Source organism: Streptosporangium sp. NPDC023825 (assembly GCF_040639575.1).
In the GTDB taxonomy this organism is placed as follows: Bacteria; Actinomycetota; Actinomycetes; order Streptosporangiales; family Streptosporangiaceae; genus Streptosporangium.
Window position 1 is genome coordinate 19408 of the sequence record NZ_JBFAAE010000068.1, and the last position, 22646, is coordinate 42053.

The 22646-nt window shown below is 71.9% G+C and carries 22 protein-coding genes; 8 read left to right on the forward strand and 14 right to left on the reverse strand.

The window, feature by feature from the left end; translation table 11 throughout:
• Positions 1-262: 262 nt before the first annotated feature.
• A complete protein-coding gene (locus AB0G15_RS36920) occupies positions 263-1126 on the reverse strand; it encodes an NAD(P)H-binding protein (protein ID WP_362849339.1) in 864 nt (287 codons plus the stop codon).
• A 376-nt stretch (positions 1127-1502) separates the two neighbouring features.
• On the reverse strand, positions 1503-1895 hold the full coding sequence (locus AB0G15_RS36925) for a DUF4158 domain-containing protein (protein WP_362849402.1): 393 nt from the start codon (positions 1893-1895) through the stop codon (positions 1503-1505).
• Between the two features lie 225 nt (positions 1896-2120).
• Here AB0G15_RS36925 and AB0G15_RS36930 point away from each other — a divergent pair, with 225 nt between their 5' ends.
• Positions 2121-2291: a hypothetical protein gene (locus AB0G15_RS36930; RefSeq protein ID WP_362849342.1), complete on the forward strand. Its 171-nt coding sequence runs from the start codon at positions 2121-2123 to the stop codon at positions 2289-2291.
• 192 nt (positions 2292-2483) lie between these two features.
• Here AB0G15_RS36930 and AB0G15_RS36935 read toward each other — a convergent pair whose 3' ends face one another.
• The 3 genes from AB0G15_RS36935 to AB0G15_RS36945 form a co-directional block, all read right to left on the reverse strand.
• Positions 2484-5072, reverse strand: a complete 2589-nt coding sequence (locus tag AB0G15_RS36935; RefSeq protein WP_362849344.1) for an MXAN_6230/SCO0854 family RING domain-containing protein — start codon at positions 5070-5072, stop codon at positions 2484-2486.
• Positions 5073-5387: 315 nt separating this feature from the next.
• Positions 5388-5606 (reverse strand): DUF2277 domain-containing protein, encoded by a 219-nt coding sequence (locus AB0G15_RS36940; RefSeq protein ID WP_362686632.1) that lies wholly within the window; start codon positions 5604-5606, stop codon positions 5388-5390.
• Between the two features lie 251 nt (positions 5607-5857).
• Positions 5858-6205, reverse strand: a complete 348-nt coding sequence (locus AB0G15_RS36945) for a helix-turn-helix transcriptional regulator (protein WP_362849346.1) — start codon at positions 6203-6205, stop codon at positions 5858-5860.
• A gap of 137 nt (positions 6206-6342) precedes the next feature.
• Here AB0G15_RS36945 and AB0G15_RS36950 point away from each other — a divergent pair, with 137 nt between their 5' ends.
• The gene (locus AB0G15_RS36950; protein WP_362849349.1) at positions 6343-7443 is read left to right on the forward strand and encodes an NADH:flavin oxidoreductase/NADH oxidase; all 1101 of its coding nucleotides are present in this window, start codon (positions 6343-6345) and stop codon (positions 7441-7443) included.
• 275 nt (positions 7444-7718) lie between these two features.
• On the opposite strand, the gene AB0G15_RS36955 is transcribed toward AB0G15_RS36950, so the two are convergent.
• Positions 7719-9026 carry a glycine hydroxymethyltransferase gene (locus AB0G15_RS36955; RefSeq protein ID WP_362849353.1) on the reverse strand — a complete coding sequence of 436 codons (1308 nt, stop codon included), beginning with the start codon at positions 9024-9026 and terminating at the stop codon, positions 7719-7721.
• A 162-nt stretch (positions 9027-9188) separates the two neighbouring features.
• Between AB0G15_RS36955 and AB0G15_RS36960 the strand changes: the two genes are divergently transcribed.
• Genes AB0G15_RS36960 through AB0G15_RS36970 form a run of 3 tightly spaced genes read left to right on the forward strand, consistent with a single transcriptional unit; the run spans position 9189 to position 11893 of the window.
• Entirely contained in the window at positions 9189-10259 is a 1071-nt protein-coding gene (locus AB0G15_RS36960) for a helix-turn-helix domain-containing protein (RefSeq protein ID WP_362849355.1), read from the forward strand.
• Positions 10260-10288: 29 nt separating this feature from the next.
• Positions 10289-10447 carry a hypothetical protein gene (locus AB0G15_RS36965; RefSeq protein ID WP_362686646.1) on the forward strand — a complete coding sequence of 53 codons (159 nt, stop codon included), beginning with the start codon at positions 10289-10291 and terminating at the stop codon, positions 10445-10447.
• A 3-nt stretch (positions 10448-10450) separates the two neighbouring features.
• Positions 10451-11893, forward strand: a complete 1443-nt coding sequence (locus AB0G15_RS36970) for a wax ester/triacylglycerol synthase family O-acyltransferase (RefSeq protein WP_362849358.1) — start codon at positions 10451-10453, stop codon at positions 11891-11893.
• Here the strand turns inward: AB0G15_RS36970 and AB0G15_RS36975 are convergent.
• The 4 genes from AB0G15_RS36975 to AB0G15_RS36990 all read right to left on the reverse strand — a co-directional run bounded on the left by AB0G15_RS36975 (position 11780) and on the right by AB0G15_RS36990 (position 13964).
• Complete coding sequence (locus AB0G15_RS36975) at positions 11780-12307, reverse strand: ATP-binding protein (protein ID WP_362686652.1); 528 nt, start codon at positions 12305-12307, stop codon at positions 11780-11782. The genes AB0G15_RS36970 and AB0G15_RS36975 overlap by 114 nt on opposite strands.
• A gap of 213 nt (positions 12308-12520) precedes the next feature.
• Positions 12521-13066 (reverse strand): type 1 glutamine amidotransferase domain-containing protein, encoded by a 546-nt coding sequence (locus tag AB0G15_RS36980; RefSeq protein WP_362849361.1) that lies wholly within the window; start codon positions 13064-13066, stop codon positions 12521-12523.
• Between the two features lie 32 nt (positions 13067-13098).
• Positions 13099-13416, reverse strand: coding sequence for a DUF4031 domain-containing protein (locus tag AB0G15_RS36985; protein WP_362849364.1), 318 nt, complete (start codon positions 13414-13416; stop codon positions 13099-13101).
• Entirely contained in the window at positions 13413-13964 is a 552-nt protein-coding gene (locus AB0G15_RS36990; protein ID WP_362849367.1) for a helix-turn-helix domain-containing protein, read from the reverse strand. Before AB0G15_RS36990 ends, AB0G15_RS36985 begins: the two co-directional genes overlap by 4 nt.
• 124 nt (positions 13965-14088) lie before the next feature.
• On the opposite strand from AB0G15_RS36990, the gene AB0G15_RS36995 reads away from it, so the two are divergent.
• Entirely contained in the window at positions 14089-15663 is a 1575-nt protein-coding gene (locus AB0G15_RS36995) for an MDR family MFS transporter (protein ID WP_362849370.1), read from the forward strand.
• Between the two features lie 127 nt (positions 15664-15790).
• Positions 15791-16744, forward strand: a complete 954-nt coding sequence (locus AB0G15_RS37000) for a GNAT family N-acetyltransferase (protein WP_362849372.1) — start codon at positions 15791-15793, stop codon at positions 16742-16744.
• Between the two features lie 15 nt (positions 16745-16759).
• On the opposite strand, the gene AB0G15_RS37005 is transcribed toward AB0G15_RS37000, so the two are convergent.
• The 4 genes from AB0G15_RS37005 to AB0G15_RS37020 all read right to left on the reverse strand — a co-directional run bounded on the left by AB0G15_RS37005 (position 16760) and on the right by AB0G15_RS37020 (position 21712).
• Positions 16760-18055 (reverse strand): AAA family ATPase, encoded by a 1296-nt coding sequence (locus tag AB0G15_RS37005; protein WP_362849374.1) that lies wholly within the window; start codon positions 18053-18055, stop codon positions 16760-16762.
• A gap of 85 nt (positions 18056-18140) precedes the next feature.
• Complete coding sequence (locus AB0G15_RS37010) at positions 18141-19610, reverse strand: hypothetical protein (RefSeq protein ID WP_362849376.1); 1470 nt, start codon at positions 19608-19610, stop codon at positions 18141-18143.
• A 169-nt stretch (positions 19611-19779) separates the two neighbouring features.
• On the reverse strand, positions 19780-20907 hold the full coding sequence (locus AB0G15_RS37015; RefSeq protein WP_362849379.1) for a hypothetical protein: 1128 nt from the start codon (positions 20905-20907) through the stop codon (positions 19780-19782).
• Positions 20908-20935: 28 nt separating this feature from the next.
• Positions 20936-21712, reverse strand: coding sequence for a hypothetical protein (locus AB0G15_RS37020; RefSeq protein ID WP_362849383.1), 777 nt, complete (start codon positions 21710-21712; stop codon positions 20936-20938).
• Between the two features lie 246 nt (positions 21713-21958).
• Here AB0G15_RS37020 and AB0G15_RS37025 point away from each other — a divergent pair, with 246 nt between their 5' ends.
• The gene (locus AB0G15_RS37025) at positions 21959-22564 is read left to right on the forward strand and encodes a TetR family transcriptional regulator (protein ID WP_362849385.1); all 606 of its coding nucleotides are present in this window, start codon (positions 21959-21961) and stop codon (positions 22562-22564) included.
• Positions 22565-22646: the final 82 nt, after the last annotated feature.

Sequence of the window (22646 nt, forward strand, 5' to 3'; positions counted from 1 at the left end):
TGAGGCCATTTCAAGCCGTCGCTTCTTCACCCAGTGATCAACAAATGGGTCCAGGTCAAGCCGTCAAACGGGGCCACCTGAAGCCGTCCTAACCACTGGTCAGCCCTCGGCCGCCGCTGCGGCGGCGTGCTCGCGGAGCATGCGCAAGACGGTCACCGCCGAGGGGTGGCGGCCCTTCCCCGACGGTCGCACACGCGGTCGGATCATCTCGGAGGTGGGCGTCCCGTTCGAGGGGAGGGGACGTGAGGCAGGTCGATGACGGTCAGCGAAAGTCGGCGAGGTGGTCGCGGGCCCATTCGGCGTAGCTGCGCGGGGGGCGGCCGATGACCTGCTCCACGTCCGGCCAGACCCGCATCAGCGCCGACCAGTCCTGGTCGGCGTAGCCGTCGTCGCCGGTCGCGGCGTCGCCGCTGTACTCGACGAAGCCCAGCATCAGGTCGGCCGACTCGGCGGCGAACCCTCCCTGTGCCTTCATCAGCTCACGGGCGCGCTCGCGGCTGACCTCCTCGTAGCGGACCGGTTCGCCGAGCGCTTCGCCGATGGCCGTCACCTGCTCGCGCACGGTGACCAGCCCCGGCCCGGTCAGGGTGTACGCCCTGCCATGGTGGCCGTCCTGCAGCAGCGCGGCGACGGCGACCGCGGCGATGTCGGCCTCGTGGATCAGGTTCATCGGCTCGTCCGCGTACGGGTAGCGGACCACACGCTCGGCCCGGATGGACGGCGCCCAGATCTGCAGCATGTTCGCCATGAACCCGCACGGCCGTACGTGCGTCCATTCCAGCCCGGACTCCTCCGCCGCCTGCTCCACCCCGCTGGTGTGCAGGCCGGCGGTTACCGACGCCGCCGACAGCACCACGACGCGCTTCACTCCCGCCTGCCTGGCCAGCGCGAGGATCTCGCGGGCACCCTCCTCCACCGAAAACAGGTACATCCGTTCCACGCCGTCCAGCGCGGCGGCCACGCTCGCGGGTGCGGTCAGGTCGCCCTCGACCACCTCAACCTGGGGCGGCAGCTTGGCCCCCGCGGGGTTACGGGTCAGCGCCCGCACGCTCACACCCGCCTGCACGAGCTGTTCCACCACGTGGCGGCCGACGATTCCCGTCGCCCCGGTCACCAAGATCTTCATCTGCGTTCTTTCCGCTGTGTCGTTCACGAAAGCAACGCTAGAGTCAATTCCGGTCACTTCCTGACCGGAATGTTGGGGAGCCTGGAATCATGGCGAACATGAGCTCACGGCCCGGCGCTCGTGTCGTCACGAAGTGACGGCACTTAACGACTTCCGAAGGGGCTCGCGAGTCCTGGAGCCGGCTCTCCTGATTGACGCCTATGTGCCTAGCACTCTGTGGTGATCTTCTTCTCTGTGTTGCCGGTGATGCGATGTTCGCTTCGTGGTTTGTTGCTGATCTTTTATGCTGATCTGTTCTCGGTCTGCGGTGTGGTGCCGGCTGCTCGTTCCTTCGCGGTCTTCCAGTCGTCCTGGTGGTCATCGCCGGCATTGCAAATCATGCGCGCAGGGTCAGGAAGGTTGCGCGCACGGACAACGTTTCCAGGTTCGGGCTTGACGCCATGCGAGGGGTGCCGGCAGTGAGGGCGCTCCCATAGTCGGCAGGACGGCTCCCGCTCGACCGGACACGAACGCCACAGGAAGCGCAGCCACGAAGCCACGACGCAAAGCTGGAGAAACCCAGCCCGAGCTCCGACGCATGGACCTTGACCTGCTTGGCGACGTGCTCGATGGCCTCATCGGGCAGCTCAGAGCGCCCTCGCGGGAACCGGCTGTGCCGCGTGTAGAACTTCAGCAAGATCCCGAACGCGAGCCGCGTTGCGCCGCGCTTTCCGGCGATGAGCTCGCGTTCCTCATCCAGGATCGTCCAGTGCTCGAGGAGTCCGTCGATATGAAGCGGGGGGCGTGTCGTGCCCGGTCAGCGTCACCTACGCAGGTCACAACAAGATCAACGCCGCTTGGGGCTCATGACAGCGTTCTTACCGGCACCCCATCATGGAAAACCCCGCCTCCGGCCCTCGGAGGGCGGGGCGGTCATGAGGGAAAACCCTGGCTTGTCCCTGGCATCGGAGCTCCGGCCCGCCGCCGGGCCCGGCGGGGGTCTAGCGTGGAACGCATGGGACGAATTCTTCTGATCGTGGCGGCCGTGTTGATCGGCTTCCTCCTGCTGGGCTCGGTTCTGGGCTTCCTCTTCACGCTCCTCAAGTGGGCTCTGATCATCGGACTGGTGGGTGTGGTGGTCATGTTCGTGAGCAGGCTCTTCCGCTCCTCGACCACGCGCGACTGACCGCCGCCGAGGGGCGGGAGCGGCGTCCGGCGACACGACCGCCCGAGGCGGGACCGCCCGGTGCGACCGGGCACGGCGGGGCCGGTCGCCGGTCCGGGCGCCCGGCCGCAGACGGTCGCCCGAGGCCTGGGCGCCGGAACCGGGGGGCGCCGGAGCCCGGGCGCCGGAACCGGTGGACGGCCGGACCGGTGATCAGCCGGAGGTGTCCGGGGCCAGGGCGCCGACCAGGTCGGCGGCGTCCAGCAGCTCCACCCGGCTCGCGTCCGCGCTCCACGGGTAGAGCGCGCAGAGCCGGGACCCCTCGGGCAGGTCCAGGTCCGCGTGGACGAGCACGGCGAGGTCCACATCGCCCACCGGCTCCTGCCGGGGACCGTCGTGATCGTGTGTCATCAGCCTGGTGACGAGACCGGCGACGTCCTCGCCGGCCCGGCGCGCGTAACGGGAGACCGAGCCGTCCAGGCGGCGGACCAGCACCTCGCCGGCGCGGGCGGCGGCGTGCCAGCACGCCACCTCCCACAGGGTGACGTGCCCGGCCCGCAGGTAGGAGTCCTCGATCGCGGCGTACATCCTGGCCAGATGCGAGCCGTAGCCCAGCGCGTCGTGCCCGTAACCCTCACTGGCCTGGCCGAGATCGATCCAGCGCATCGTGCGTGACCACAGGTCGGCCACCAGCGGAGACCGGATCTTGTCGGAGCCGGTCAGATCGAAACGCTGCTCGACCGCCCGGGGGTCGAACAGGCCCTCCGGCCGGTCCATGAACCCGGCGAAACCCCGCAAGAGATCGTCGAACGGCACGTCGTTGTAGCTGAAGACGATCGGTGTCGCGTAGCGCCCGCCGAGGGCCCGCAGCGCGGCGAGGTCGAGGTCGACGAACTCCGAGGCTCCGAGCGGCTCGGGGGCGGAGGTCAGGTCGCCGGAGTGCACGGCGGCGGCCCCGCCCAGGCGCAGGTTGGTGTAGTCGCAGTGACCGACGTACTGCCAGTGCGTGTCGTAGAGGATCACCGACAGGTCGAGGTCGATCCGCTCGCCCGGCGGCTCGGCCCAGTGCAGGAACAGGCGGATCCGCTCCCCGCCGGGGAGCGGCTGCACGCTGCCGCGCGGGATCCTGACCAGGGAACCGGAGGCGGACCGCTCGGAGGTGGGCGCGACCAGGTCGGCCAGCCCCTCGTCCAGTAGCACCCGCCCCAGCGGGGGCAGCGCGCCCGCGCGGCGCAGCATCTCGCCGGTCAGCGCCGCGACGACCGGCACGACCTCGTCCTCGGGCAGCTGGGGGCGATCGTCCGGCCGCACCCAGGCGCGCGCGGTGTCGCCGCGCGGAAGGAAGGCGCGCGCCCCGCCGACCGGCGTGCGGAGCCTGCCGAGGGCGGCGATCAGCACCCCGGGCGCGACCCGGGGCGCGGCGGCGGTGGTCGCCTCGGCGACGCCCTTCTCCCCGCTGGACAGGAGCTTGAAGAGTCGCCGTACCAGCTCGCCCGGCCTCGCGGCGAGCAGCGGCAGCGCGGGCTCGCCCGCGCGCAGCGCCGCCTCCACCCGGCTCGCGAAGGTCTCCGCGCGCAACCGCCCGCCGTCCACGCGCAGCACGTCGGGATGCCCGGCCGCATGCTCCAGCATCGCCCGTCCGAACGCGCCGGTGAGCGGGGTGCCACGCAGCGCCGCGAAGGCCAGCGCCGCCGTGGGGTGGCGCCGGTGGAACTCGTGCGGGTGCAGCGTCTCCGCCATGTGCTTCCACGCCTCGGGGTGGCGGCGCAGGTCCTCCACGAGGTACCGCAGGGGCAGCGAGTCGAGGCGGGCCAGCAGCACGCGGCGTACGGGGCGGGGCAGGGAGACGCGGCGCGGCGGCCTGGTGCGCAGGCCCGGGTCGCCGCCCATGAGCGCGTACAGCAGGCGCAGCACGTCGGTCGCGGTGTCCGCGTGCAGGTCGAGCAGGTCGCGCGCGGCGGCGGGGGAGAGGCGGGGCAGCAGCGTCGCCAGGACGGCCGCCCTGGTCTCGCGGACCGGGATGCTCTCCGGCAGCCAGCCCGCCGCCTCCGGCAGGTGGTCGCCGACGAGCACGGTGACGTCCTCGCGGTCGGCCGCCGACAGGGGGGTGCGGCGCTCCAGCAGCGAGACGGCGACCTCCCTGGCGGCCGCGGCGACGTCGTCGCGGAACGAGAGCAGGCCGAGGGGGCGGCGGGTGAGGGCCGCGTCGGGCGCGGCGGCCGCGGTCCGGGCCGCGGGGACGTCGGCCGGGCGCAGGAAGGGGTCGTCCGGGTCGATCCTGCGGTGGCAGATCGGGCAGCCCGCGTAGTCGGAGCCGTCCCAGCAGGCGTGGCAGACCAGGTGGGCGCAGGGGGAGACCGCGTGCACGGTGTCCTTTCGCCCGCACAGCGCGCACGGCTGCTCGGGCTCCTGCAGCAGGACGGTGAACACCCTGCGGACGTAGAGCTCGGCGGTGTCGGCGGGGACGCTCTCGGGGAAGTGGCGGAAGAGCGGCACGTGCTCCACGTGGTCGCCCGCCTCCTTCCGCAGCGCGTGCAGGAGCCCGCGGCCCGCCAGGCCGAGGCCGGTGGCCGTCATCCGCCCGAACTCGGCCCTGAGCGCGGCCGACATCAGGAAGCCGTGCTGCAGGAGCTCGGTCTCCAGCACCTGCACGCCGAGCGCGAGGTCGGGCCCGGCGATCCACCGCGAGCCGCGGGGCTTGCGGAAGTAGCGTCTCGGAGGGATCGCGGCCTCCCCGGGAGGGAGGAGGGCGGGGAGCACGAGCCGGCGCCGCCGCAGCAGGATCTCGGCGGTCCTGTCCATCGTGTCCCCTCCCTGTCGGAGTTCCCTGCCGGACATCCCTGCCCGAAGAACGCGAGGAGGGGCGGAGAGCGGACGCGCTAAAGCCCTATGCATGAGAAGAAGGAAGCACGTCCAGGAGCCGCCCCTCGGGGGTAAACCTACTGTCCCCCGGGACTCTTTGTCGTCCCGGTTTCCCGGTGCGGGCGCGGTCCCCGCCCCCACCGCGGGAACGTACGTGCCCCGCCTTCACCGCGGGAACGTACGTGCCCCACGGCGGGGCGTCCTCGTTTCCCGCCGTCCTCGCCGGCGCCTTCCGCCGTCTCCGGTCGCCCGAGGTCAGTCCCGGGAGACGTGCTTCAGCTGGAGATCGTCGAGCAGGGTCCGGGTCGCGGCGGCCACCGCCTCGACGGCCCGCTCGAAGGCCTCCGCGTTGCGCGTCGACGGGGAGCGGAAGCCCGATACCTTGCGGACGTACTGGAGCGCGGCGGCTCGCACGTCGTCGTCGGTCACGTCGCTGGCGTAGGGCTCACGAAGGGTCTTGATACTCCGGCACATGACAGGACGGTACTCCGTCTCGAGGTCTTTCCGCCCGTCCGATCCGATCGGTCTGGCCGGAACCGCCCGGCGGGGCACGTCCCGCCCTGCCGGAACCACCCGGCTCGACCGCCGGATCACGCCGGAACCGCCCGATCCGGCCGCCGGATCGCACCGGAACCGCCCGATCCGGCCGCCGGATCGCACCGGAATCACCCGATCCGGCCCCCGATCGCGCCGGGGCCGGTCGCCGCCCGCCGGGGCGCCGGTGGTCAGCCGTCGCGCTCGCACTGGAGCGCGTCGGCGGCCAGGACGGCGCCGAGAAGCCCCGGGAAGAGCGTGTCGAGGTCACGCCGGCGCAGCGCGTTCATCTTGGCCGTGCCCCGGTAGGCCTGGTTGATCACGCCCGCCTCGCGCAGCACCCGGAAGTGGTGGGTGGTGGTCGACTTGGTGACCGCCAGGTCGATCGCCGAGCAGGGGGCCTCCTCGTCCTCCTCCAGCTGCCACAAAAAGCGCACGATCCGAAGGCGCATCGGGTCGGACAGGGCGTGCAGCACGCCCTCCAGACGGATCTCCCCGCACGCGGGGTGCTCCAGAGCCCTGGCGGACGCGGTCGACACGATGAGTCCCTTCTGTGGGTCGGATCGATTGTACGAAGATGGTCGTAGTTTGACATCTGTCGTAGTACGTAGACTATCGTATTAGTTGTGAAGCCGGGGCGCCGTCCCCGAGATCCCTCCCGAGAAGGAGTACGGCCGTGAGCGCCCTGTTCGAGCCCTTGACGTTGAGGTCCGTCACCATCCCCAACCGGGTCTGGATGGCTCCGATGTGCCAGTACTCCGCGGCGGTCGAGGGACCGGAGCAGGGAGTGCCGACCGACTGGCACCTGTCCCACCTGGCCGCCCGCGCGGTGGGCGGCGCCGGGCTCATCCTGACCGAGGCCACCGCGGTGGCGCCGGAGGGACGCATCAGCCCGGCCGACCTCGGGATCTGGAACGACCGCCAGCGGGAGGCGTTCACCCGTGTCACCCGCTTCCTGCTGGAGCACGGCGCCGTGCCCGGCATCCAGCTCGCGCACGCGGGGCGCAAGGCCTCCACCCGCCGCACCTGGCAGGGCGGCGCGCCCACCGGCCCCGGCGAGCACGGCTGGCAGCCGGTCGGGCCGAGCCCGATCCCCTTCAGCGACGTCCACCCCACTCCCACGGAGCTGGGCGCCGGCGACATCGACCGGATCGTGGACGACTTCGCCGCCGCGGCGCGGCGGGCGCTGGAAGCGGGCTTCCAGGTGGCCGAGATCCACGGCGCGCACGGCTACCTGATCGCCGAGTTCCTGTCGCCCTTCAGCAACCACCGCACCGACGCGTACGGCGGCTCGTACGAGAACCGCACCCGCTTCGCGCTCCGGGTCGTCGACGCGGTCCGCGCGGTCTGGCCGGACGAGCTTCCCCTCTTCTTCCGCATCTCGGCCACCGACTGGCTGGCGGAGGACCCCGCGGACGACCGCGAGGGCTGGAGCGCGGACGACACCGTCCGCTTCGCCAAGGACCTGCTCGCCCACGGCGTCGACCTGCTCGACGCCTCGACCGGAGGCAACGTCGCCAGGGCGCGCATCCCCGCGGGGCCCGGCTACCAGGTGCCGTACGCGGCCAGGGTGAAGGCCGAGACCGACCTGCCGGTGGGCGCGGTCGGTGAGATCACCCGGCCCCGGCAGGCCGAGGAGATCATCGCCTCGGGCCAGGCCGACGCCGTCCTGCTGGGCCGCGAGCTGCTCCGCAACCCCTACTGGCCGAACCTCGCCGCCCGTGAGCTCGGCTCCGCCGGAGCCCGCTGGCCCGACCAGTACCACCGCGCGGTCTGACCCGGTTCCGGCCGCCATCCGCGCGTTCCCCCGGGGTCAGCCGGTCCCCAGGTGTGAGCCGGGCTCGCAGGTTCCGGCCGCCACCCGCGCGCGTCCCCGACGCCGGGCGGGGAGGTGACCCGTCCGGAGGAGGCGACGCGCGCGGGTGGGGCGGAAGGCGGCGAACCGGTCCGCCAGGGGGGACGCGGGCCGGTCCGCCTGTCAGGGGGAGTGGCGATGGGCGGACCGGCCCGCCAGGGGGCGGACCCCCGGGGGTCGAGCGGGCCGGTCCGTGATCATGGGGTGGCGCGGCGCAGGGCCACCGTGTCCCGGTGGACCGTGGCGGGGGCCTGGCCGTCGACGAGCAGGCGGCGCATCAGGACCGCCACCTCGCCCATGGTCTCCGGGCCGAAGCCGCGGCGGGTCACCTCCTGGGTGCCGATCCGCAGGCCCCGCGCGGGCTCACCGGGAGGTTGCCCGGGAAGGTGGACGCCGCTGAGGTAGACGCCGCCCTCGGCCAGCAGCCGGGCGGCCTCGTCCCCGCCGCCGAACGCGGCGGCGTCCACCGCCACGTGGTGGGAGACGGTCCAGCCCCGGTGGGCGGCGGCCACGGTGAAACCCTCGCCGTCCAGCGCCGCGGCCAGCGCCACGGCGTTGGAGACGCAGCGGTCGGCGTACCCGGAACCTCCCGCGGCGTGCTCGGCGGCGGCCAGGGCCAGCGGTGCCAGCCGTGAGGCGTCGTAGTTGGCGGTCAGGCCGGGATGGGCGGCCGCCGCCACCTGGCGGGCGAGATCCTCGTCGCGGGTCACGACGGCCGCCCCCGGCGGGCCGCCGAAGGACGCGTAGGTGGACATGGTCACCAGGTGCGCGCCCTCGTCCAGCGGCCGCTGGAACCGGCCGCCCGCGATCAGCCCGGCCACCTGCGAGGCGTCGTAGACCAGCAGGGCCCCCACCTCGTCGCACGCCGCCCGCACTCCCGCGACGTCGTACGGGAACAGCATCAGGCTCGCACCGATCACCACCAGCGCGGGCCGGTGCTCGCGCAGGAACGCCGGCAGGGCCGCGTGGTCGACGTCGAGCCGCCCGGTGTCGTAGGGCAGGTCGGCCACCCGCAGGCCCCGGATCCCGGCGGCGCCCTGGGCGTGGTGGCCGGCGTGGCCCCCGGCGGTCTCCGGCAGCACCGCGACCGTGTCGCCGGGGCGGGCGAACGCGCTGTAGCAGGCGAGGTTGGCCAGGGTGGCGCTCTGCAGCCGCACCTCGGCGAACTCGCCGCCCATCAGCGCCGCGACCTGGAGCGGGGCGAGCACCTCCAGCACGTCCAGCTCGTCCAGGCCTGTCTGGTACTTGTCCCCCGGCCAGCCCATCGACGGGCGGCAGCCCAGGGAGATCTCGTGCGCGGCCCTCGCACGCGCGCTCATCGTGTTGGTGCCCGCGTACAGCACCACGCCGTCCTCGTCGAGGCGGCCGCGGTGCTCGGCCAGCACCGCTTCGACCAGCCGGGCGACCGCGTCGAGTCCCAGCCCGTCCACCTCGGCCTCGATCTCGGCCAGGCGCAGCTGTGCCCGCGGGGGCGCCCACGGGGCGACGCGGCTGCGCTCCTCCACGAGGCTCCTTTCACCGGGCGATCGGACGGCTCTCACGAGACGGACTTCCCGACTCTCGCGAGGCGGATTCCCCGAAATGAACAAGTGCGACGCTACGGCTCGCGCCAGATCGAGTCATCGTTCCGACGCCGGAGATACTTCCTACATATGTAGGATCAGACCGTGATAGCGGATGATGTCCAGGACCTGCTGGAATCACTGGCCGTGGCGGTGGGCCGGGGCATGTCCGTGGACGACCTGGAGGGCCGCGTCGTCGCGCACAGCGCCCACCACGGGGAGGTCGATCAGGTCAGGGCCCAGGCCATCCTCTCGCGGTCCGTTCCCGCGGAGGTGAGCGCCTGGCAGGAGGCGCACGGGGTGACCGCGACCCGCGATCCGGTGCGTATCCCGAAAAATCCTGACCTGGGGATGGCGGCCCGGCTCTGCGTGCCCCTGCTCCACCAGGACCGCCGCGTCGGCTACCTCTGGATCATCGAGGGGCACGGCCCGCTGAGCCCGCAGGAGCGGGACAGGGCCGTACGCGACGCCGCCGCGATCGCCGCCCTCCTCGACGACGGAGGCAGCTCCCACACCCTGAGCCAGCTGCTCACCGGTGAGATCGGCGTGCGGCGTGCGGCGGGCGTGCTCGGCGAGGGGCCGCTGCGCGTCCTGGCGCTGCGCGGCGACCCGGACGGCCTGCGCGAGGCGGTCGGCGCCGAGCTGGCCAGGGTGCGCCGCCCGCCGGCCTTCACGATCCTGGACCGCCACGCCGTGCTGCTGCTGAACCGCGGAGAGGACGCGACGGCGCTGGGGGAGCGGCTGGCCGCCAGGATCAAGGTGGGCGTCGGGGTCAGCGCGCCGCACCCGGGGCTGGAGTCGGCCGTACGGGCGCACGAGGAGGCGCTGACCGCGGCCAGGGCCGCCGCGGCGGAACGCGCGCTGCGGCCGGTCGCCCACTGGCCGGACCTGGGCGTCTACCGGCTGCTCGCCGAGCCGCTCACCGGCCGGCCGGGCGCGGCGGGCGGCCCGCTCGACACGTTGCGCGAGCATCCGGCGCTCCTCACCACCCTGGAGACCTATCTGGACAGCGGGGGAGACGCGCAGGAGACCGCCGGGCTGCTGCACCTGCACCGCACCAGCCTCTATTACCGCCTCGCCAGAATCGAGCAGCTGACCGGCCGTAACCTCAAGAACGGAACCCACAGGTTAGAACTCCATCTCGCGCTGAAGCTCTGTCGCTGGAACGCGGTGTAACGGCCCGGTAATCAGGGCACAGCTCTCCGGTGCCGCAGTTGATCAGCGAGATCATGACCGTCGTCGTCGTGCTCGTGCTCATCCCGCTGTCGTTGATCCTTGTGTCCGTAGTCTTCCTGGTGGCGCTGGCCGCGTTGGCTCTGGGGACCTCGCGGGAGCAGGATGGGAGAACGACATCCCGGAGGTAGACGGTGCGGCAGCTCAGTGCGGTGGACACGCAGTTTTTGAATTTCGAGACCTCGACGAACGTCGCGAACATCGGGGGACTCGCGATCCTGTCCGGTGGGCTGTCGCGCGGTGACCTGGTGTCGCTGCTGGCCCACCGGCTCCACCTGGCCGCGCCCTTCCGGATGAGGCTCGCCTTCGTCCCGCTCGGACTTGACCACCCGTACTGGACCGAGGACTCCAGGATCGACCTCGACTACCACGTGCGCGAGATCGCGCTGCCCCGGCCGGGCAGTGACAAGCAGCTGGGCGAGCAGGTGGCCAGGCTGCACGCCCGCCGGCTGGACCGGCGCCGCCCGCTCTGGGAGATGTACCTGATCCACGGCCTCCGCGGCGACCGTACGGCCCTCTACATGAAGGTCCACCACTCCGCGGTCGACGGCGTCACCGGTGCCGACGTGCTGGCCAGCCTGCTGGACACCTCACCCGAGCCCGCCGAGGTCCGGCTGGCGCCCGCGGCCGAGCCCGAGGAGGAGATCGACACGGGGGAGATGGTCGTCAGGGGGCTGGCCAAGGCCGTCGTCAACCCGGCCAACACGATACGGTTCCTGATCAACGCCGTCCCGCACCTCGACGAGATCCCGCTGATCTCCCAGGTGCCCGGGGCGGGGCTGGTCTCGCGGCTCACCAGGGACCTGGCCACCTATCTGTCCGGGTCCGGGGCCGCCGAGGTGCCCGCGATGCCCCGCATGACCGTTCCCCGCACCCCCTTCAGCGGCAGGATCAGCGCGCACCGGCGGTTCGCGTACACCACCCTGCCGCTGGAGGACGTCAAGCTGGTCAAGAACGCCTTCGGCGTCACGGTGAACGACGTGGTGATGTCCCTGTGCGCCGGGGCGCTGCGCCAGTGGCTGCTCAAGCACGACGCGCTGCCCGAGCAGCCCCTCGTGGCGGGGGTGCCGTTCTCGCTCCGCGTTCCCGGCGACCAGAGCGCGGGCAACCAGGTCAGCATCATGATCACCACTCTGGCGACGCAGATCGCCGACCCGGTGGAACGGCTGCTGGCGGTGCGGGACGCCATGCGCCTGATCAAGGACCGCTCGTCGCTCGCCCCGGCGCGCTGGCTCCAGCAGCTCAGCGACATGATGCCCTCCGCGCTGACCGGCCTGGCCTCCCGCGCGGCCTTCAACCTGTTCGCCGGCAGTGCGGGCCCGATCAACGTGGTGATCTCCAACGTGCCCGGCCCGCAGCTCCCCCTCTACGTGAGCGGCGCCAGGCTCCTCTCGTACCACCCCGTCTCCGTCGTGACCGACGCCAGCGGCGGCATCAACATCACGGTCTTCTCCTACGACGGCTCACTTGACGTCGGCGTGATCGCCTGCAGGGAGATGGTTCCCGACGTGTGGACCGTCACCGACTATCTCAGGGACGCCCTCCTGGAGCTCAAGTTCCTCGTTGAGGAGCAGTGACAGCCCGGGGGCGTCCTCGACGAAGCGCAGGGTCTTCTCCAGGCAGACGATCGAGCCCCGCTCCTGCCGCTTGACGAACCGGATGTCATCGGCCAGGGCCTGCATGATCAGCAGTCCCCGGCCGTGCTCGGAGGTGGGGGCGGGGGAGGTGGTCTCCGAGAAGTCGAAGCCGTTGCCGGCGTCCACCACCTTGATCACGCAGCGGTCCCTGGTCAGCTCGGTGCTGACCATGTAGTCGTCACTGGGGGTGGCATGCTGGATGACGTTGGAACAGGCCTCCGAGAGCATGAGCTGGATGTCCTCGCGAATCTGCGGCACCACGCCCAGGGCCTGGAGCGAGGAGTCGAGAAGTTGCCTGATCACGGGAACACTCGCGGCGTCACGCGGCAGACGCAACGCGATCGTGGCCTCCACGGTCCCCTCCTTTCGCAGTGATGTGTAGGAGCTTTGCCCTGGGCGACCCGTCCTAATCGAGGATGGGTGATCGTGTCCCTGGAATACGGCAACACATGGCAAAGTGCCGCGTACGTGGCAGGCAATCGGATGTGCGGAGGATTCGCTCCGGGCGCGGAACGTCCGCCGGGCGGGGGTCGCAGACCCCCCCCCGGCTCCGGTGATCGAAGGACGCTAGCCCGAGAAGGCGTCCGTCGCGGCCTGGCAGAAGGCCTTGAGGTCGTCGGGCTTGCGGCTGGTGATCAGGGTGTTCGGGCCCGAGGAGCAGATCACGACCTCGTGGTCCTCCCAGGTCGCCCCGGCGTTGCGCAGGTCGGTCCGCAGGCTCGGCCAGGACGTGACCTTCCGGCCGCGCACGACGTCGGCCTCGATCAGGGTCCAGGGCGCGTGACAGATGGCCGCGACCGGCTTGCCCGCGTCGAAGAACCCCTTCGCGAAGCCGACGGCCTCCGGCACGGTCCGCAGGAAGTCGGGGTTGGCGACGCCGCCCGGCAGCACCAGCCCGTCGAAGTCGGCGGCGGAGACCTCCTCGACCGTCGCGTCCACCGGGAAGGTGTCGGCCCTGTCGAGGTGGTTGAACCCCTGGACCCGGCCCTGCTCGGTGGAGATGAGCCTGGGGGTCCCTCCCGCCTGCTTGACGGCCTGCCAGGGCTCGGTGAGTTCGACCTGCTCGATGCCCTCCGGGGCCACGAGGAACGCGATCGTCTTGCCGTTCAGCATGTCGTCTCCTCCGTTGACGTGCGGTGATGTCATCAAAGGGATGCCATGCCCGAAGGATCGGGATCCATGCGAGAACCGGCGGTACCGGGACGGACCTTGCGCCGGCGGAGCCCGGAGGCGATGAGACGGGTGACGATCTCGCGAGAGGACACGGCCTCGGCGCCCAGCGCGACGGCCCGCTCGTAGACGGTCTCGGGAACGTCGTAGTGGTCGCGGTCGAACGCCCGGCGCGGCACGCCGAGCGACTCCGCGAAGGCGTGCAGTTCCTCGGTCGAGCTGTCGCTGACCAGGTGTGACCAGAGCAGACCGCGCGGACCCGGCCAGTTGGGCGGGTCGATGAGCACGCTCACCGGCGGGCGAGGTCGAGCGCGACCTCCAGGGCGGCGGCCTGGCGCTCCTCGTCGGTGATCGACTCGTCCCTGAGCATGAACAGCGAGGCGTGCAGCGCGAACAGGGCCATCGAGTGCCTGAGCTGGGCGGGCAGGGGATCCTCCGGGTCGACGAGGAAGGCGAGCAGCTCGAACATCCGCTCGCGGGTCTTCTCCATCGTCGGGTGGTTCTTGAGCGAGGTCTGGTTGCGCTCGAAGAAGCGCATGACCTCGCGGTGCCTGCCCCGGTACAGGTCGTGGGAGTAGCGGCGGATCAGCTCCTCGCGCATCTCGTCGGTGCGCGGCCGGGACCGGGCCCAGGTGACGAGTTCCTCGATCGACCTCACCCGGTCCTCCGCCAGGCTGGCGATGATGTCGTCCTTGGTTTTGAAGTGGTAGTAAAGCGCCGCCTTGGTCACGCCGAGGGCCTCCGCGATCTCGCGGAGCGAGGTGGCCTCGTAGCCCTGCTCGGTGAAGAGCTTCAGGGCGATCTCCTGGATGCGCGTCCGTGTGTCGGCGTGTTCCCTCATGGTTCCCTTACCGAGAAATTAACTTGACGGCCGGCAAGTAAGCGGCTTACATTCCAGCATAGCCGATGCTAGCCGGTCGGCAAGTAAGCAAGATCTACAAGGATTTCTCAATGGGGGGCAAGAAGTGAAGGAGACCGCGGCCGCGCCGGCGCGGCGTCGCGAGGTCATGGTGGTGCTGCCGGGCCTGATGCTCGCGATGGTCCTGGCCATGCTCGACAACATGATCGTCAGCACCGCGCTGCCCCGCATCGTCGGCGAGTTCGGGGGGCTGACACACCTGTCCTGGGTGGTGACCGCCTACGTGCTCGGCACCACCGTCTCGACCCCCATCTGGGGCAAGATCGGTGACCTGTACGGCAGGAAGAGCATCTTCCTCACCTCCATCGTCATCTTCATGATCGGCTCCGCCCTCTGCGGCATGGCCGGCTCCGGGATGCTCGGCGGGCCCTCCAACGGCATGACGCAGCTCATCGCCTTCCGCGCGCTCCAGGGCCTGGGGGCCGGGGGCCTCATGGTCAACGCCATGGCGATCATCGGCGACCTCGTCCCGCCCCGCGAGCGCGGCCAGTACCAGGGCATCATGGCCGCCGTGATGTCACTCGCGATGATCGCGGGCCCGCTCGTGGGCGGGTTCATCACCGACCACCTCGACTGGCGCTGGGCCTTCTACGTGAACCTGCCCGTCGGGTTCGCCGCCCTCGCCCTGCTCGTGGTCAAGCTGCGGCTGCCCAAACTCCGCACCGAGCACCGCATCGACTGGCTGGGCGCGGCCCTGCTCTCGGTCGGCATCACCGCACTGGTCCTCATCACCACCTGGGGCGGCAACGACTACGCGTGGGGATCGTGGCAGATCATCGGCCTGGCCGGGCTCGCCGTCGTCACGCTGGTGCTGTTCGTCCTGGTGGAGCGCCGCGTGGCCGAGCCCATCATGCCGCTCAACGTCTTCCGCGACCGCAACTTCAGCCTGATCTCGGGCGTGGGCTTCCTGCTCGGCTTCGCCATGTTCGGCGCGATCAACTTCCTGCCGCTGTTCCAGCAGACCGTCCAGGGGGCGAGTGCCACCAACTCCGGCCTGCTGCTGCTCCCGATGATGGGCGCCGCCATGGTGGTCTCGCTCTTCGTCGGCCGCGCCATCACCAAGACCGGCAAGTACAAGATCTATCCGATCGTCGGCGGCGCGGGCATGGCGCTCGCCATGTGGCTGCTCTCCCTGATGGACGTCCACACCCCCGCCTGGCAGACCGGCGTGTTCATCGCGGTGCTCGGCCTCGGCATGGGCTTCCTGATGCAGACCACCATGCTGATCGCCCAGAACAGCGTCGAGCAGAAGGACCTCGGCGTCGCCAGCAGCGCCTCGACCTTCTTCCGTTCCATCGGCGGATCGTTCGGCGTCTCGCTGTTCGGCGCGGTCTTCAACAACCAGCTCACCTCGAGCCTGGAGAGCAAGCTGGGCGCCGCGGGCGAGAAGCTCGCCTCCGGCGGTGCCCAGTTCAACCCGGCCGCGCTGCACGAGATGCCCGCCAACGTGCGGGTCGGCTTCCTGGAGTCGCTGGCCGAGTCCGTCTCCAGCGTCTTCTGGTGGGCGATCCTGTTCGCCGTCGTGGTGCCGCTGCTGGCGGCCTTCATCAAGGAGGTCCCGCTGCGCGGCGGGCCCGAGACCTCCGAGGAGGCCCAGACCCCGGTCCCGGCGCTCGACTGACCGGCCGACCGGCTCGAGGCCCAGTCCCAGGTCCAGGTCCAGGTCCTGACTCTGGTCCCGGTGCCTGGCCGACGGGCCCCAAGTCCCGGCCCAGCGATCCCCAAGCCGCCCCCGCCACGATGGCGGCATGAAGACAACCATCCCCGCCGCCGGGTACGTCACCCGGCGGCCCCTGGCCCGCGACGCCCGCGAGATCCACGAGCTGATCTCGCTCTGTGACACCCAGGTGATCGGCAAGGCCGACATGACCCTGGACGACGTCGCCGACCAGCTGAACGACTCCGCCTTCGACGCGGAGTCCGACGGCTGGCTCGTCCACGACGAGACCGGGCGGCTGGTGGCGTGGGCCTGGGCCTGCCGCAAGGGCGGCAGCGACAACGTCGACGTCGACGTCGTCGTGCACCCCGCCACGCCGGACCTGACCGGCCCGCTCTGGGACACCGTGACCGAGCGGGCCGGGCAGATCACCGCCGAGCTCGGTCACGACCGGGCAGTGGTGGACATCGGCCTCTACCGCGAGGACAGCGGCAAGCGCGCCGTCGCCGCCGCCCGCGGCTTCGCCGCCGCCACCGGCTTCATCCGGCTCCGCGCCGACCACGAGGGGACGGTGCCCCGGCCCGAGCTCCCGGCCGGGATCACGGTGCACCACGGGCTCACCGAGGAGGTGCGCCGCCAGGGCCACGCCGTGGAGCAGGCCGGTTTCGCCGAGCACTTCGGATTCGTCCCGAAGGACTACGACGAGTGGCACGGCGAGCTGGACTCCTCGGTCAGCACCGACTGGGCGCAGCTGGCGGTCGCCCGCCTCGACGGCGAGCCCGTGGCGATGCTGCTGGGGACCAACGCCTTCCTCGGCGACGAGAACTGCGGTTACGTGCGCCGGCTGGCCGTACTCCCCGCCTTCAGGGGCCGGGGCCTGGGCCGGTTCATGCTGCGCGGGGCGTTCGCCGACGACGCCCGCCGCGGGCGGGCCGGCACCTGTCTCCACGTCGACGCCGACAACAGCACGCCCGCCCTCGACCTCTACCTCTCGGTGGGCATGCGCCAGGTGCTGGCGATCGACGTCTGGCGGCGCACGATCTGACCGCGCGGAGAGCGCTCATCCGTCCGGGGTCACCCGGTGCTTGGAGAGATGGGCCAGGACCGCCTGGTTGGCCTCCCAGCCGTCGGGGAACTTCACCGGCACGCCGAGCTGGACCGGCTCGGACGACGGGTGGGCGTCCAGGAGTTCGGGAATGCCCGCCCTGGCCACCACGACGCAGGCGTGGCGGTGCCGGGAGGTGAGCACGCACAGCCGCCCCGACTCCAGGTGGAACGCGGTGGCGTCGCGGCGCCCGGAGAGCGGGTGGAGGACGATCGTCACGTCGTACTCCCGGCCCTGCAGGCGGTTGGCGGTGTCCACCGTGATCTCCGGCGGCACCCCGGCGGCCCTGATCGCGGCGACCTGGTCGCGGTGCGCGGCGCCGATGGCGATCCGGTCGGCCGTGACGGGATGGCTGCCGCGCTCGGAGTGCGCGACCGGGCCCCGCTGGAGCAGCCGCGTCGCGAGGAACGCGGTCGCCGCCACGGCCTCCGCGTCGGTGCGCACCGTGTGGCGGCTCGGCAGCTCGTACAGTGCCCAGCCCGACACGGCCGCCTCCTCCAGCGCCCGGTCGTGGGAGGTGCGCATGCCGTTGACGGTGAACTCCAGCGACCGGTCGTCGGGGCCCGTCCCGGCGCGGAAGCCGGTGAACGGGTAGAACGCCTCGGAGACCACCGGCGCCGCCGACGCCGGCAGCCGCCAGGAGACCGGCAGCCGGTGCACCGGCAGGTCGGGGTTGTGCCGCAGCAGCACCGAGACCGCGCTCTGCACCGGATCCCACGACAGGCCCGCCCAGCGGTCGCCGTCCACGATCGAGAACGGGTCGAGCTGACCGGGGTCGCCCACGAACAATGCCCGCTCGAACAGCGAGGCGATGCGCAGCAGCTTGTCCGAACGCATCTGGTACGCCTCGTCGACGATGGCCCACGGCCAGGTGCGGTCGCCGATCCAGGCCCACTTGTCGGCGGTGGCGATCACCACGGCCGGGTCTCCCAGGTCGGGCAGCTTGCCCGCGACCGAGACGTTGGGGCGGGCGAGGATACGGGCGGGCGTGATGTAGCCGCTCGCCGACAGGCGGCCGATCGGCAGGTCGGGGTGCTCGGCCGCGAGCCGCTCCACCAGGTCGTCGACCTGCTCGTTGGTCTGGGCGACGATCATCAGCGGCTCGCCGGTCTCCGCGATGTGCCCGGCGGCCCTCACCACCAGCGTGGACTTGCCCGCGCCCGGCGGCGAGTCCACGACCACGCCGCGGTGGCGGGGCAGGTCGGCCAGCACGGCCTCCACCACGGCCGCCGCCTCCTGCTGCGGGGTCATGCCGCACCCCCTTCACGGCCCGCCCCGCGAGGAGCGCGCGCGACCGGCCGGGACACCGCCCGGCGACGCGGGATCCGGTGAACGCTCACAGCCATTCCTCCTGCGCGTCGTCGTCACTGGGCTCGTACTCCTGCGGGGGCCCGCCGTGGGTCCACGGCGTCTGCTCCGGGTCGGGCAGCGCCGCCGACGACTGGAAGTCGTCGGTCAGTGAGGTGTACGAGACCCGCTCGCCCGGCTCGGGCACCGAGCCGGGGGCCGGTGTCCTGCCCCGCCCCATCCCCTTGGTGACCTTGAGGGTGATCTCGCCGTCCGCGATCTCGACGATCTCGGCGGCGTGGCCGCGCCGGTCGGGGCTGCCGACCGTGGTGCCGGGAGCGAGCCGCACCGGGTCGCCGGTCCGCACCGTGATCAGGGGGCGAAGCTTGCGTGAGCGGCCCTCGCCCTCGCTGTGCTCGGGGTCGGCGGACGTCACCGTCCCGGCGAAGGCCTCACCGCTCAGCCGGTACTCGGCCATGAGCAGCGGGTCGTCGTGGGCCCGCTGCACGTCGTAGCTCGCCCGCGCCCGCTCCAGGCCCGCCAGCCGCGCGGCGGCGCCGACCGCCCCGTCCCTGCGCGCCTGAGGCGGCCCGCCCTCGGCGATCCGCTCGACGAACCGGGTGAACGACCCGCGGTCGATCTCCCAGCGGTCCTTCACCCGCGACCCCTCGGGCAGGGAACGCAGCAGGTCCACGCTCCGCCACATCAGCCGCCAGGTGGGGTCGAGCTGGGTGCGCAGCGCCTGGGCGATCCGGTCGACGGCGCGATCGGTCGGCGCCTCCTCGTAGGCGCGTATCGCGGGGCCGAGCACCTCGTTGTCGAAACCGGGGTCGGTGGCGGGACCGGCCGGAGGCCAGAGCAGCGGGTCCTCGGCCTCCTCGGCCGCCCGGCGTCCGGACATTCCCGGCGGCGGGTCGATCCACCCCAGCAGTGCCGCCAGGTTGGCGTCCTCCAGCCCGCTCTGCCCGGTCGCCCAGTGCAGGCTCAGCGCCTCGGTGGCCGCGAGCAGCACCGAGGAGCCCGGCTGCCGCGACCGGTCGCCGAAGTAGGTCAGCCACCGGCCGAGCAGCGGCACCGAAGGATGCACCGGGTAGGGGCCGTCGGCCCGGCGGAACCGGGTGGACCGGCCCAGCAGCCCGGCGAACGAGGCCGCCGGCCGGTTCGGCACCAGGATCTGCGGCGCGTCCAGACATCGCTCGTACGGCTCGCCGCCCCTGCGCTCGACCGTCTCGGTGCTCTTCTCGAACCCCTCGATGTACGGCAGCAGCACCTCGGCCAGCCCGGCGGCGAAGGCGAACCGCAGGTCCCGGTTGCGAGGCTGGGGAACGATGAGCAGCCGGGGGTGAGCCGGGTCGGTGCCCACCATGGCGGCCAGCGGCGCGGCGGCCTCGCCCGCGAGCTTGAGCGGGATGAGCACCATCGGCTGGGCGGAGATGTGGCAGTGCCGGACCGTGGTGATCCGCTGCGCGATGCCGTCCCTGACGGCACGCAGCTGCGCCAGCGCCGTCAGCGTGCTCACCTGCCGGCCTCCGTCCGCCGCGAGGACCCGGCCGGGCCCGGTGTACCGGTCCTCGTCGCGGCGACGTCCCGCGCGGCCGGTTCGCGGGTCTCCGCCATGGTGACGGCTCGTGCGGCCGGTGTGCCGGTGTCCGTCGCGGTGACGTCCCGTGCGGCCGGTGCGCCCGTCCTCACCGCAGCGACTCCTCGCGCAGCCGGTTCGCCAGCCGGAGCAGGCGGGCGATCTCCTCCTGCCCCTCGGCCGGTTCGCGGGTGCCCTCGGCCAGGCCGAGCGCCTCGTCCATGCCGGAGACGCCGCCCAGCTGGTCGCGCACCTGGCGCCCGAGCAGGTCGGTGGACCCGCAGGCGCGGGCCTCGTGACGGCAGAACATGCACAGGTCGCAGGTGGACAGGCAGTCGGGCGCGTAGCGGGCGGGCACCTGGAGCAGCGCCTGGGCGAGCTCCTCCGCCGAGCGGGTCGGCACGCCGTCCTCGCCGGGGGCCAGATCGAAGGTGAGATCGCCGGGCAGGCCCTCCAGCAGGTGCTCGACCCTGGTCATCCGGGTGAGCTGACGGGTGAGCACCGAGAGGTGCTTGCGCACGTCGACCAGTGCCGCCGTCGGGCGGTTGGCGAAGTTCTCCGGGCAGACGAGGACCACGTCGTGGGAGACACGCTGCGGGTCGTGGCCGAGGTCGGCCATGAGCGTGCGCAGCGCCAGGACGTAGACCGCGGCCTGCCGCGCCGCCGCCGCGACCTTGTCCGGCTCGGCCTGGCCGTCGATCACACCGAACGACTTGATCTCGACGATGTGGAAACGCCCTCCGATCTGGAAGGCCACCACGTCCGGTTCCAGGTAGGAGGTGTGCCCGGCGATCTGCAGGCTGAACAGCGGATGGTCGTAGAACACCGCGGTCCCGTCGTCCTCGCGCGCCGCGCGGTCGATCAGCGCCCGGGTGTGCGAGTGGCGCAGGTGGGAGCCGACGCTCTCCACGTCCTGGTAGCCGACCTGGGCGACGGCCAGGCCGAGCAGGTCGCGCAGCAGCCGCAGCAGCTCGGCGCAGCCGTTCTCCTTCACCAGCGCCTCGAACACGTTGCCACGGCTGATCGCGAACTGGGACTGGCCGAACGGCGCGGGGAATCCGACGTGCCGGGCCGTGAGGTCCTTGTCGACACCGGCGGCGTCCATCAACGCCCGGCGCGCGCAGCCGGGGTTGGCGGCGAGCGCCGCGATGGCCCTCGCGTCGTGCGGGCGGGACGGCATCGGCCCGCGCAGCTCGTCAAGCCTGTTCGGGAAGGACCTCTCCCTGAGCTTGTTCATGAGCCGGTCTCCCCGTCCAGCCTGGTCTTCAACAGGCCCCCCTCAAGGTGTTCATCGCGGTGGCGCCGAACAGGCGCTCCACGTCCGGTAGTTGCCTCGTCGCCCGTGCCGCCACCTCGGCCCGCTGCGCGGAGTCGGCGGCCAGGTGCACCTCCAGCTCGGCCCGCGCCGCGCGGATCGCGGTCGCCGGGTCGGCCGGGGCGAACCCCTCGACGGCCCCCGGGATGTTCTGCGCCATCCGCGACAGCAGCCGCACCGCCCCCGGGGGCGGCTCCGCCAGCCGGGTCAGCTGCTCGGCGACGCGTACGGCCGAGGTGAGGAAGTCGACGCGCGGGCTCAGCGGTCCCAGCACCCGCAGCTCGGGCGGCCACGTGCTGTCGGCGAGCAGCCCCCGGGCGGGGGAGAGGCGGTCGGTCAGCGCGGCGCACAGGTAGTACGGCCTGGCGTAGGGGTCACCGCGGAACGAGCGCTCCTCGTCGCGCCGCAGGCTGGTCAGCTGGGAGCCGCGCAGCTCGCGGGAGAAGAAGGCGTCGTTCACCGCCACGATCAGCCTGGCCGGCGTCGGCACGCCCAGCATGGTCAGCGCCTGGTGCACCTGCTCCCTGATGGGCAGCAGCGAGGTCTCGGGTTCGTTCGCCGGTGCCGGGGCCTCGGAGGCTATCGCCGCGTCCCACGCCTGCTCGGCCCTGCGCAGATCCCCGCGCAGCGACCGGGCGAGCGAGTTCTCCCTCGCCTTGACCGCCCGCCGCACCTCGGCGCGGAGGTCGGCTATTCGCCGTTCCAGCGCGTCCAGTGGATCACTCACGGCTCGGAGCGTAACAGGAGTTCCACCAGCCTCCCCTGAATTCCAGCGAATTCCAGCATTAAAGTGCAGGTCATCGAATGTTGATAACGGGCAAAAGGTGCATTTAATGCGAAAACCGCCGCATCGCGCTCCGCCGGACAGGTCCGCTCGCCGTCGAGTCCCGTGCCGGTCGTGGCACCTCATCCTCAAAAAAGCTTAACTTGGTTAAGATATTGACCGAGTTGTGCTTCTGTTAGGTTGGAACGCGTGACAGGACTCCGGGAACGCAAGAGACAGCAGGTCCACGAGGCGATCTCGGCGGCGGCGATCACGCTCTTCCTGGAGCGCGGCTTCGACGAGGTGTCGGTCGCCGAGGTGGCGACGTCGGCGGGGGTCTCCAAACCGACCCTGTTCAAGTACTTCCCGACCAAGGAGGACCTCGTCCTGCACCGCATCTCCGACCACCAGGGAGAGGCCGCCCGGGTCGTCCGCGAGCGCGGGGCGGGCGAGAGGCCGCTGGCGGCGCTGCACCGGCACTTCCTGGCCGGGCTCGATCGGCGCGATCCCGTGACGGGGCTCAACGACCATCCCGAGGTGCTCGGCTACCACCGGATGGTCTTCTCCACGCCCAGCCTGGCGGCCCGGGTGCTCCACTACATGGCTCTCGACGAGGGGGCTCTCGCCGCCGCGCTCGCCGAGGACACCGACGAGCTCACCGCGCTGCTCGTCGCCGGTCAGGTCCTCGCCACGCAGCGGGTGCTGGCCCGGCGCAACTGGCTGACCCTGGTCGGGGGGGCGACGGCCGAAGGGACCTACCCGTCGGCCGTCGCCGCCGCCGACCACGCGTTCGCCCTGCTCCCCGAACTCTCCTGAACACGCGGCGCCGGGCCGGGGCAGGACAGACGGGGCATCCAGGGGAGCGGGACAGGGCCGGGGGCGGAACTCCGCCGCCCCC

What these genes read in the sequence shown, in the direction of transcription:
- AB0G15_RS36920 (WP_362849339.1), bottom strand. Translation starts at nt 1,126, where the DNA reads ATGAAGATCTTGGTGACCGGGGCGACGGGAATCGTCGGCCGCCACGTG.
- AB0G15_RS36930 (WP_362849342.1), top strand. Translation starts at nt 2,121, where the DNA reads ATGGGACGAATTCTTCTGATCGTGGCGGCCGTGTTGATCGGCTTCCTC.
- AB0G15_RS36935 (WP_362849344.1), bottom strand. Translation starts at nt 5,072, where the DNA reads ATGGACAGGACCGCCGAGATCCTGCTGCGGCGGCGCCGGCTCGTGCTC.
- AB0G15_RS36940 (WP_362686632.1), bottom strand. Translation starts at nt 5,606, where the DNA reads ATGTGCCGGAGTATCAAGACCCTTCGTGAGCCCTACGCCAGCGACGTG.
- AB0G15_RS36980 (WP_362849361.1), bottom strand. Translation starts at nt 13,066, where the DNA reads ATGCTGAACGGCAAGACGATCGCGTTCCTCGTGGCCCCGGAGGGCATC.
- AB0G15_RS36990 (WP_362849367.1), bottom strand. Translation starts at nt 13,964, where the DNA reads ATGAGGGAACACGCCGACACACGGACGCGCATCCAGGAGATCGCCCTG.
- AB0G15_RS37000 (WP_362849372.1), top strand. Translation starts at nt 15,791, where the DNA reads ATGAAGACAACCATCCCCGCCGCCGGGTACGTCACCCGGCGGCCCCTG.
- AB0G15_RS37005 (WP_362849374.1), bottom strand. Translation starts at nt 18,055, where the DNA reads ATGACCCCGCAGCAGGAGGCGGCGGCCGTGGTGGAGGCCGTGCTGGCC.
- AB0G15_RS37015 (WP_362849379.1), bottom strand. Translation starts at nt 20,907, where the DNA reads ATGAACAAGCTCAGGGAGAGGTCCTTCCCGAACAGGCTTGACGAGCTG.